At 41.0% G+C, this 11,013-nt stretch carries 11 protein-coding genes and 2 pseudogenes; 2 read left to right on the top strand and 11 right to left on the bottom strand.

Translation table 11 applies throughout. From position 1 onward, the window contains the following. Positions 1-35: 35 nt before the first annotated feature. The 3 genes and pseudogenes from H6G97_RS36810 to H6G97_RS36800 all read right to left on the bottom strand — a co-directional run. A complete protein-coding gene (locus tag H6G97_RS36810; protein ID WP_190945633.1) occupies positions 36-707 on the bottom strand; it encodes a response regulator transcription factor in 672 nt (223 codons plus the stop codon). 6 nt (positions 708-713) lie between these two features. Beyond that, a pseudogene (locus H6G97_RS36805) lies at positions 714-975 on the bottom strand (ISKra4 family transposase); the annotation flags it as partial. 217 nt (positions 976-1,192) lie between these two features. After that, a pseudogene (locus H6G97_RS36800) lies at positions 1,193-1,333 on the bottom strand (ISKra4 family transposase); the annotation flags it as partial. A 27-nt stretch (positions 1,334-1,360) separates the two neighbouring features. On the opposite strand from H6G97_RS36800, the gene H6G97_RS36795 reads away from it, so the two are divergent. Then, a complete protein-coding gene (locus tag H6G97_RS36795; RefSeq protein ID WP_190945631.1) occupies positions 1,361-2,209 on the top strand; it encodes a GNAT family N-acetyltransferase in 849 nt (282 codons plus the stop codon). Here H6G97_RS36795 and H6G97_RS36790 read toward each other — a convergent pair. The 6 genes from H6G97_RS36790 to H6G97_RS53540 all read right to left on the bottom strand — a co-directional run bounded on the left by H6G97_RS36790 (position 2,179) and on the right by H6G97_RS53540 (position 9,305). Further along, positions 2,179-2,898, bottom strand: coding sequence for a DevA family ABC transporter ATP-binding protein (locus H6G97_RS36790; protein ID WP_190945629.1), 720 nt, complete (start codon positions 2,896-2,898; stop codon positions 2,179-2,181). The two genes, H6G97_RS36795 and H6G97_RS36790, sit on opposite strands and share 31 nt — an antisense overlap. Positions 2,899-3,019: 121 nt before the next feature. Next, positions 3,020-4,249, bottom strand: a complete 1,230-nt coding sequence (gene devC / locus H6G97_RS36785) for an ABC transporter permease DevC (RefSeq protein WP_190945626.1) — start codon at positions 4,247-4,249, stop codon at positions 3,020-3,022. Next, positions 4,250-5,530: an HlyD family efflux transporter periplasmic adaptor subunit gene (locus H6G97_RS36780; RefSeq protein ID WP_190945625.1), complete on the bottom strand. Its 1,281-nt coding sequence runs from the start codon at positions 5,528-5,530 to the stop codon at positions 4,250-4,252. Between the two features lie 44 nt (positions 5,531-5,574). Beyond that, positions 5,575-6,453: a CPBP family intramembrane glutamic endopeptidase gene (locus H6G97_RS36775; RefSeq protein ID WP_242055792.1), complete on the bottom strand. Its 879-nt coding sequence runs from the start codon at positions 6,451-6,453 to the stop codon at positions 5,575-5,577. Positions 6,454-7,517: 1,064 nt separating this feature from the next. Next, entirely contained in the window at positions 7,518-8,744 is a 1,227-nt protein-coding gene (locus tag H6G97_RS36770; RefSeq protein ID WP_242055791.1) for an IS110 family RNA-guided transposase, read from the bottom strand. A gap of 369 nt (positions 8,745-9,113) precedes the next feature. Next, positions 9,114-9,305, bottom strand: coding sequence for a hypothetical protein (locus H6G97_RS53540; RefSeq protein ID WP_242055789.1), 192 nt, complete (start codon positions 9,303-9,305; stop codon positions 9,114-9,116). Positions 9,306-9,316: 11 nt separating this feature from the next. On the opposite strand from H6G97_RS53540, the gene H6G97_RS55000 reads away from it, so the two are divergent. Further along, on the top strand, positions 9,317-9,448 hold the full coding sequence (locus H6G97_RS55000; protein ID WP_277883388.1) for a hypothetical protein: 132 nt from the start codon (positions 9,317-9,319) through the stop codon (positions 9,446-9,448). Between the two features lie 102 nt (positions 9,449-9,550). Here H6G97_RS55000 and H6G97_RS36765 read toward each other — a convergent pair whose 3' ends face one another. After that, complete coding sequence (locus H6G97_RS36765; RefSeq protein ID WP_242055788.1) at positions 9,551-10,303, bottom strand: DNA cytosine methyltransferase; 753 nt, start codon at positions 10,301-10,303, stop codon at positions 9,551-9,553. 122 nt (positions 10,304-10,425) lie between these two features. Next, the coding region (locus H6G97_RS36760) for a DnaB helicase C-terminal domain-containing protein (protein ID WP_242055787.1) at positions 10,426-11,013 on the bottom strand (588 nt) is incomplete at its 5' end.

Below are 11,013 nucleotides of genomic sequence, written 5' to 3'. Positions count from 1 at the left end.
TGAAATTAACCACGACTGGACATGACAATACAGGTTTAAATTTGAACTGTTCCGGTATACAATCTGTTTTCTGAGGGGTCATGCTTAAAACTGCTGGAATTCATGTGCAATAGATATTTTGGCAGTTTTTGACTCCTCTTTTCTCCAGCTTCGTGAGAAATCCGGGTAAAGATACACGAGACATAATTTCTGACAGTTCCTTCAGTTAAATGTAGTTCTTTAGCAATTTCTCGGTTATTCTTTCCTTGACCCAGAAGTTTTAAAACATCTATTTCCCGCTTACTAAGCAAGTTTTTATAATCAACCTCTAAGGATGAAATACCCGATTGTAACTGAGTAAAAACTTTCGGTGCGATGGTTAGTCCCAGTTGGCTATATCCCAAATACAGTGAGCGTATTGCTATAACAATCTGTTCAATTGCGGTATGTTTAAGTAGATAACCTAATGCTTCTGCTCGTAATGAATGCCATATGTACTCATCATCAAATGTAGTTAGAACTAGAATTTTTATCCAAGGGTAACGTAGAATAATTTCTTGAGTAGCAACTACCCCATCACAAAGGGGCATTCTTACATACATCAAAATAATATTGGGTTGCAGTTTCTTTCTCAAAGCAATAGCTTCTTCACCATTGCTTGCTTGTCCTACTACTTCCAAATTATTTTCACTAGATAGCAGTGTTACGGGAGCATCCAGTTTTGGCATAAAGACTCAAATAGTAAGCAAACCATTTAGATAAGCTTAAGCGTTCAGAAATAATTTGGTTGACACTTTCAATATTCCACTGTATGCCAGAGATTTTAATCCTTGCTCCAATCTGTTTAATAGCAGATTAGACAGATCCAGAACCAATAGAACACAGTTGTTCAGCTTGGTAATAGCTGTAGTTAATAATGCGAGTGTGATGTTTTTCAAGATAAGCGATAAACTTCAAAACTAGTTTGCGTCGGCAATTATTAAATAAAGCCTGAATTAGCTCTATCCGACCTTGCAAGGCAAACGCATCTAAATTACTCTTGATCATAACTAGAGTTAAAAACTAACGAAAAAATCAGGATTTTGCGTTTGATTATTTTTTAAGCCCCAAAGCGATGCCTAAAACTTTGGCAATAAGCAAGCGTTAATGACATTAGTTTTAACTCTATTGAAAATATACTTTGCTTATTGACATGATGCGGCCGCCCTGTCCGACCTTGCCACAATAAACTCTCAGCAGCTTTTAGACGCTTTAAAGAACCACCAATTTTATAAAGATTTTCCTTGAGATGATACCAATCTAAAATTTCCAAACGTTCAAATTTTTCAGTTCCAAACTCTTTAACTAAATTCCAAAATAGTTACCACTTATGAGCTAAACCATGATCTCGAATATTCGTAATCTCATTGCATCCGATCTTGACCAGATTGAGCCGATTTTGATGGCAGCTTATAGCGAACCAAATAGTTTTAAGTCTGAGCTGAGAAGATATTTAATTCTACAGCCAGATGGCTGGTTGGTTGCTGAAAGTGACAATGCCCTCGTGGGAATGGTTGGAGCAGTGGACTATGGTGCATTTGCCTACATTGGAATGATGGCTGTTGACCCAGCATTTCAACGTCAGGGTATTGGCAAAAGGTTAATAGGGCATTTACTAGACTGGCTTGATGGGCGTGGTTGTCATTTGATGCTGTTGGATGCAACTGAAATGGGGGCTAAACTTTACACCAAGCTTGGATTTATCGAGGATGAGCCAACACTGGTTTTCGAGCAACTTGATTACCCTAAAAGCTTGTGTTCTTACAAGTGTGTGAGCCAATTGTGTGCTGCGGAACTTTCGGGACTAACAATCTTTGATGCTCAGATATTTGGTGCTGAACGTCAGGCAGTTTTTGCCACCTTTTTAGCCGAGATTCCAAAACGTGCTTTCTTGGCTCGCAATGTAGCTGGTCAAATCACTGGCTATCTTTTTGCTCAAGCTTCTACTCTTGGCCCGTGGGCTGCTAGTACCCCGGAGGTTGCTGAGGCATTGTTAGCTACTGCATTAAATCTATCGTTCTCTGATAAACTCCAGGTGTTTGTGCCAGGTTTTAACAAAGCAGCAACTTCGTTGCTAATGCGTTATGGTTTCAGTAAAAAGCGTGTACAGCATCATTTGCGCCGTGGTGACAGCGCTTCTCCAGGTCAACGCTTTATGCTTTACGGTCTCGCCAGCCTCTCCATTGGGTGAGGAAGTTGAGCAAGAGTATTGAGTAACTGACCATCTTCCATCTGAAGAATACGATCAGCAATATCTAAAATGCGATTGTCATGAGTGACCAACAGAACAGAACAGCCTTCTTCTTTAGCTAGGCGTTGGATGATATCAACAACATCTCGGCCACTTTTACTGTCTAATGAAGATGTGGGTTCGTCTGCTAACAATAATTTAGGTTGAGCGACAAGGGCACGGGCGATTGCAACTCGTTGCTTTTGTCCCCCTGATAATTTCTCTGGATAATAATCTACTCGGTCTGCTAGTCCCACTGCTTCTAGTAAAGCGATCGCTCGTGGTCGATACTCGCATTTGGGTATTTCAGAGTGCAGTTTGAGCGACATTTGGACATTTCCATAGACAGTGAGGCATTTCAGCAGGTTATGGTACTGAAAGATAAAGCCAATCTGTTTCCTAACTGTGGTAAGTTGTCTTTTACTAGCACCGTGGAGTTCTTGATTTAGTATTTTTAAACTACCTTCTTGCACGGAGCGTAATCCACCGATCAAGGTTAATAAAGTAGTCTTACCACTACCAGAGGGGCCCATTAAAATAACAATCTCTCCCGGATAAATATCAAAATTGATATTGGTCAGTATGGGTTTGAGTAAATTTCCTTGACCAAAAGCATAGTTAAGATTAAGCGCAGAAACTGTAGGTTGCATAGACTCCCCAATACTTTATTTGCTAATCATTTATCCACAAATAAACTCCTTAAGAGGTTATTTTAAAATTACACGCCCATCAGATGGAGAGTGATTTTTAGATTTCATTTAGCCCACTGACTTAAAATACATCGGCTGGATCGGCAGATAGTAGTTTACCGAAGGTAATTACCCCAGAAAAACTACACATAATTAGGGTAAAAAAGAATATCTTTACTACCACACTCAACTGCATGGTCAACGGAATTCTTGTGAGTATAGCCAGTAATTGATAAATTCCTACAGAAGCAATCAGACTTGGTAAAAACCCAAGTACGGCTAGAATAATCGCCTCTTGAAGCACAACTTGTAGTAAAGAGTGATCGCTATAACCCATAGCCTTAAGGGTGGCATATTCTGACAGGTGTTCGCTGACATCTACATATAAAACTTGATAAACAACGATCACTCCCACAACAAAACCCACAATTGTACCGAATGCCAGCACAATTCCTTCTGGTTTAGAAGCTTGATACTGAAGTTCTTGTTGAATAAATTCCTCGTGAGTATACACACTCATTTCTTTTGGCAGACTATTTCGCAACCTTTTTTGTACAGTAGTGATAGTGGCTTCAGGTTGAACACTAAGTACGCCAATTGTGACTTTATCAAGGCTGTTTTGCCCATTTTGGGCATAATTCTGAGCATAACTTAAGTCACTAACGATCATATTTCCTTGTAAATCTAGAGTACTCCCCATACTAAAGAGCCCTTTCACATAAGTACGACGATTGCCCATAATTGTTGTCACTTCTGGTTGCTGGACAAGTAGTTCTGGGATAGCTCCTAGCGACGGTTGGGAGAGGCGATCAAACAGTACTGTATCTGGTGAATTCAACTTTTGTATTTGTTGATTGACTTCTGGTAAATTCAAAACTGGTTGAACAGGATTAAAGGCAATAATTCTTACTTGATTACCGAAGGGATTTTCTTCTGTTTCTGTTGTTTTATCGGTTTTGGCTAGAGAGTGATGCTGTGATAGCTCCTGGGGATTTACCCAATTAGTTGAACTGATATAGAGTGGTCTGGCAGAAGCAACACCTTTTACTGCATGTGCTTGAATCAGGTAAGCGCGAGGAAAAGATAGCTGAGATTCTAAAGAGGGACTAAATGAGGAGATTAAGAGCAAATCCCCAGCGATGCTTTCATGTAGCCGGGTAGTTCCCTGTGATAAAGTAGCTTGAATTCCTAGCTGAGTAAACATTAAAATATTGGCAAAGCAAACACCGGTAGTAGCAACAGCAAGACGAATTTTCTGGTGAAATAACTGCGACCACGCCAGAGGAACCTCAATTGAGAAGTACTGTAACATTTAACTAACCCCTGAACTATTGCTATTCAACTCAGTGCCTATCTTCACCCTGACTCGCATTCCTGTAAACGTAGCAACTTTGCGGCTATCCTTGGGGTCAAGACGAACTTTTACTTCTACTACTCGGTTATTCACATCTGTTGTCGGTTTATTTTCATCTTGCTCAAGACGAGTTTTACCAATTTGCAGACCAATTTGACTTACCTTTCCTTGGATTTCACCTTGAAATCCTCCATATTCACTGACAATTATTGCTTTTTGTCCTAGTTTCACTTTGAAGATATCGGTTTCGTAAACTTCTGCAATTACATACATTTGACGAGTCTGTCCTAATTCTGCAATTCCTTGTTGAACGTTCACTTGTTCACCGACACGGGTGTTAATTTTTAAAATTTGACCTGCAACAGGTACTCGCACCTGCTTATCTTCTAATTCAGCCTTTTTCTGTTCTACCTGAATCAAGGCTTGATCTAGTTCTGCTTTGCCAATTTGCACATCAACAGGACGTACTTCTTGTAATTTCCTGAGATTGGATTCCTCTTTGGCAATTTGTGCTGGCAAAGTTGAGGTAGTATTCGCTAATGCAGCTTGATTTTGGTTGAGGGTTGCTAAAGCCTTTCTAAATTCGGCTCTTGCATCGTCAAGGTCAGAACGTGTAATGGCTCCGGCACTAGCCAATGCTGTGTAGCGTTGATACTTCAACTTAGCATTATCGAGCGAGGCACTCACTTCTGCGATCGCAGCTTTTCTTTGCATAGTTTCAGTTCGTAGCCGAGCTTGCAACTCAGTAATAGTGTCACCCTGAGCAGCGATTTCTCCCACTTTGGCATCACCTTGCTGAATTTTGAGTAGTTGCGATCGCTTAATTTTCACATTAGCTTGTGCATCTCTAAGTTCCTGCTCTGCAAGGTTTTGTCCTTGAAGAATCGCTATTACCTGATTGGCTTTTACATAGCCTCCCTCCTGCACAAGGATTTGGTTTACACGACTGTCTTGAGCATTCACAACTGAAATTCTAATCACATCACCTTCTGGAATCAACTTTCCTAGAGCTGCCACCAGACTTGTATTACTAACAGCCTGAATTGGAGTTTCTCTAGAAACCTGATTATTTGGTTGAATAGAACTGCAAGCAACGCAAGAACTTAAAAGGCTAAAAACTATTAGGCGACGAATATTTAGTTGAAAAACACTGGACTGAGGAGAACAATGTTGTCGATTTATGTAATGAGTGCTGGCAAAGAGAAATTGTGTAGATAGAAAATTAGCTAGAAAAAACATAACTTTGGTATCTTGCTACAAATCGAACCTAGTAGCAAGTCAATTTATCTAATAGAAACTTCTGGCAAACTAGTATCTACTGAAATTAAACCAAGTTTCCCTTTTGTTTGCTTAATTAAAAACATAGTAACTACAAGCATTGGCATCACTAAATTTATTTCAGTAATTTGTTGATCGATAAAACTTTCAGATAAAACTTTACCTCCCAGTCTGAGCGAATCATTTGATAACCCGTGCATAGCAATAGCTATTATGGTACACTGTCCAATTTTATTAAAGAAGTAAGTCATAATTATTGAAATCAAGATAAATTTGCAGGTAAGGATAAAAAACATAGATAAAAAATTTATTATCCCATAATCAAATGCTAAATTAATTTTCACTGGAATATGCCACATAGACCAAAAGAATCCTAGTACTATCGATGCTTGGACAGGTCGAAAGCGTTTTTGTAATAAAGGTAAAGCAAATCCTCGCCAACCATTTTCTTCAAATAAACCTCCAGCATCTAAAAACATAGCAATAACTAAACCGATCCAAAAATTAATCGAGAAGAAGTTGATATCCCAGACAAAATACTGTTCAGCAAGTAGCAACTTATTTAAGCCAGCAGAAGCCAGATTCATCAAGCTAAAAACTAATATACAAATTACCCAAATTTTCAATCCATACTGCCAGCTCATACCTTGATGCCAAAAACGAAACCGATTTTTCAGATCTAATAAACCTTTTTGTCCGTATGCAATACTAGCAACTATAAATACTGCAATATCTGGTGCAGCTACTTGTAATATTGCAAGGAGAACTCCAAAAAATGCTCCTGGTTCTGCTGATACTACCCGAAATGCAGTTACTAAATCAGTATTAAATTGAATACCAGTTTTTTGAAGTGCTTGATCTACAGCAACATCAGCACCTGTCAATAAAAAAACTGGAATAATTAGAATTACAATGAAGACTGAAATGACGTAGTACCATGCTAGCGGGTACTTTTTTACATTGACCGTAAATTGCATTAGCATAGTCATCCTCTTCCTAATGGGAAAAATAAAATCCTGGGGTTAAGATTAAAAGGATATTTTAAAAGGGTCTTTTGCTCTCATAGTTAGCACCATGAAGGACTTCAGTACATGACTAAAACTTTTATTTTTCGTTGTACTTAACCCAGTCCAGAACAGCAAAATTATACCTTCCGGGACTTTTAAAACATCTCTAAAATTAGAGTATCCGAGGAAGTAATCTTAAAACAATTGACTAAGGTAATGAATTTATATGACTCTTGTCATATTTCAGCTAACTGGGAGCATCCCAATTTCAGTGGACATCTCCGAAAATAATCAAAACCTTTATGTGACTAGGCTATAGTCCCTAAATGTACTCATCCTATATTAGCTAATAGACATCTTTGAAAACAGTGAAAGCCTTTGTGTGGCTAGGCTGTAGTCCCTAAATGCAATCATCCTAAATTAGCTAGTCTGTACGATAAAATAAGACTTTGATACCAATTTTCTATGAAGATGCATAGAATAAACCTTCAAGGATGAAACCTGGATTTCTCACAAAGCCTGAAAAAAGAAGAGTCAAAAACTGCCAAAATGACTAATAACCCTTTCCTAAGAAACCGTATTTGCTTTGGGCTGGGGAACAAGCTCAAAACCTAAAGCTAGAGCTTTTTTCTGGAGGTTATTGACGACTCGTTCTTATACCAATTTTTTATGAAGTTGCATATAATTCGATCCCCCCTAGCCCACGCCAGTCGCTCATGGGGGAAACCCCCAAGACCGCGCTGGCTCCCCTTAACAACGGGGGAACCGGAAAAACATCTATCATAATATCAAAGTCCCCCTTTTTAAGGGGGATTTAGGGGGATCAAGATATATGTAACTTCACATTAAATTGGTATTAGTAACGTTGTTCATAATAATCTATGCCAGGATCTTGATAGTCACCTCCAGATGTCCAAAGTCGGTAGAAAATTCGTGCTAACTTATGAGCAGTAGCAGTGATAGCTTTGGGTGTACCCAGGCGAGAACGTAAACGACGGTAAAAAGCACGACTCGGCAGAATTGCTCTTGCCTGCTGTTTGTGCAGCCATTCGGAAAGCATTGGTAGCCGGGTTGACAACAAGGCGAGTTTTAGAACTTTTAATTTTACCACCAGTGATGCGATTACAAGGGCAAAGACTAAGCCAGGAAGTAAAGTGTTTAACAGTTGGGAATCGGGTAGGATCTAAACCGACCTCCGAAATAATGGTTTGCACTGTTAGGATACCAAGACCATCAATGACCGTGAAGTCCACACCACTAATTCGGTAAAGATGGGTACGTAAATCAAAAGCAGGTTCATTGCCTTGGGGTTTATGGCGGGGGTGCAATGGTATCGGAAGCGGAGATTCATTCAAATTAACTTTGTTGCTAAATTGAGCCAAGCACTCCTGTATTTGGCGATCGCAAGCTGCTATGTGAGTTTGATAAACATCGTAGAGCTGTAGTTCTTGTTGGAGTACAAAAACATGCTCATTGCGGTAATTCCCATTCAGTGCGGCGGCAATTTCTGCTTGGGAGCGTTTAGCGCGGTAATGCTTTTTAGCTGCCAAAATTTGTGGGTCTCTTTCTCCAGCGGCGATCGCTCGAATAATTGCCATCCCAGTAATACCAGTGATATCGCTGACAACTCTATGCAGTTGCATGTTCATCTGAGTTAAAGCTTTTTGCATCCGTTGAATGTGAACACAAGCACTTTTGATGAGACTATCTCGGTGGCGGATATAACTTCGCAATACACAAATCTGATCTTCTGGACGAAAAGAACCAGACAACAATCCGTAACTGTGCAACTGTTGCAGCCATTGACAGTCTAAAATATCAGTTTTACGTCCGGGTAAAGTTTTGACGTGATGGGCGTTGACAAGTTTGACCTCAAAGCCTCTAGTCTCCAAGATTTGAAACAATGCAATCCAATACACCCCCGTTGATTCCATTGCTACAGTTTTCACTCCACATTCGGCCAACCAATCAGCAAGAGCATACAAGTCAGTAGTGTAACAGCCAAAACGCCTGACACTCACAGATGCTTGATCTTTTGGGATACTTACCCAGTGAAATTCTGAACCGATATTAATACCCGCTGCATTTGGGTTGATTGGTCTTAAGTCAGAAGTTTCATTTGTTCTTGGTTGATGGAAATGAGATTTGGACTTTGGTGTTTTCATCATCAAAGGCTTCCTCACGAATGCGGAGTCATACTAGCAATTGGAGGTGTGCCCTGACCTGGGTTGACGGATGAATACAGTCTCCTAAACGGGATAATGGCAGCAACCATTTCACCAATCTTATAACCGTCTCAACCCAGAACCAAGCTTCTGTACGGGCGATTTTGCACCATTGGGGGATCGGTCTTAACTGTCAGGACACAATAAAAGTGTAATTTTTTTCGGTGCATCTTAATTTTGTTTCTTCCATCCATAACGGAAGCGAGCGCGTCCGTAAACAGCTTCTGTCACTTTCCCAGTATTCTGAATAAGAGAATAAAAAAAGAAAACCCTGAAAGGTAAGTAGGGCAATGGATGTAAAATTACAAATCCTCAAGCATTTGCCAAGAGATGCTCACGCAACAGTTGCCAGCACTGTTCTAAGTCGTGGACAAGGTTAGTCATACAGTCACTCCGAATAATTTGCTCTGTGCAGATATAAATAGTTGTGTTGCAAAACTGGGTGGCACAAAATAGCCGATAATTGACCCCGCCGTAGCAGTCTCGTTGGGAAACTCGTACCAACTGGGAAACCCTTGCAAGATTGCAGCCCCTTTAATAGACAAGGATTTGACCGTACCATCCGGCAACCAGATATCAGCGAACTTACTACGGTTGCAACCTTTGTGATCGGTGAAGTGCGATCACAGAATGGTGTTACAGGGTAGATGCCCAGGCTTATACTTCATTCCGTTGCGCCCCCCAACTCTCTCTAGTAGCAATGGCGTTGGTTCGTTAGCCGTCAGAAATTTTTCTACCGCTTGCCGTTGTTAGGGGAGTAGTTGGGAATCGATCATGCTGGGGATTAGATGGGCGATCACCTCGTACCAACCACAAAGTGTAGTTCCCGAAGATAGGGCAACGCGAAACCCTCTACTTGCAATCAGAACTACCCGCCGACGCGCTTGGGGTAGTCCGAATTTGTCCATGTTGACCACGCTGTAAGTAACCAAGTACCCCTCTTGTTCCAAAGCTGACAGAATAATACTGAAACTTTGACTGTTCTGATAGCGCGGCACATTCTCCAGCGTAAACACCAGTGGCTGCAACTGTCGGATGGCTTCTGCAACTGTGATCGCAGCCGTCAGGTCATCGGTAGTTTCGCCACCCTTACCCGCTTTAGCTGTGTGGGCAAGGCTTGCGTTGGCGCACACCGGGGAGGCATGGAGGTAATCGGGGCAGCGCGGAAAACCTAGAAATCCTGACTGTGCTACTTCTTGGACTGTTAGTTGGATTATTCTACAGCCATACTCGCTAAAGTTGTGGTGATGGGTTTTGGCGATCGCCTTGCTCAGTTCTGGTTTGCTTGGGTTGAACTCCACTGCAATGACTGGGCGAATCCCGGCTTGCACCATCCCCGTTTCAATCCCGCCGCCACCCGCGAAAAGTACTACAGCGATCGGTGTATCATCTGGAAGTATTGGTTTTATTTTTGTGTTATCAAAATTTTTGCAGACATCTAATTTTGGTGATGGCTCTCGATTTTCAATATTTTTGAGATGCATAAATGATTGATTGCCCATGCCCAAGTCTGACGGACGGATAGCGCTTTCATTGGTTCTATGAGGAAGAGTTAGGAAATCATCTTTGTGGCATTATGGGAAGTTAACAGTACACCAAATTAATTAAGTCCATCCCATGCCGCTTACCTGGCCAAGTTCAAAAATTTCGATGTGGATAAATCACACAACATCGTCGCAGTGCCGAGCTTACCGTAAAGGCGGTTTTTCTCAACAATCAACTCAATAGTGTGATCGCTTGAGTCTTTTGTGTAAACAGCATCGCGGTAAAGCATAATTAACTGGTCGCAAACCTCGAAGATTTCACCAGAGTTGCGGAGTAAATGACGATTAGGACGTTTATCAGCCGTTGTTTGATTGCCCCGATTGATTTGACAGCCTAAGAAAACAGGAATTTTGTGAGACTTGGCAATATCCCGAATCTGGCGGGTAATCTTGCCGACTTCAAAAGCCATGTTCCCGCCTGACTCCAGAGGAATCTGCTGCAAGTAATCAATAAACACAGCACCAATAGAACAACCATTTTCGGCAATGGCACGGCGCACAGCAGAAGCAATCATTGTGGTTGTAGGGGAAGAATGCTTATAGACTTTCCAAGGCAGTTCCACCATCTGGACTATGCCTTGTGCTATTTGCTCCCAGTAGCATTGAGTATTGGTTTGAATCATAGAAGCGTCTACGCCTGTGATTCGGGCTAACATTCGGGCATTGAG

It is taken from the genome of Nostoc flagelliforme FACHB-838 (genome assembly GCF_014698065.1).
Lineage (GTDB): Bacteria > Cyanobacteriota > Cyanobacteriia > Cyanobacteriales > Nostocaceae > Nostoc > Nostoc flagelliforme_B.
The sequence above is the reverse complement of the archived record's forward strand: the minus strand, read 5'-3'. Positions and strand labels throughout refer to the sequence as shown.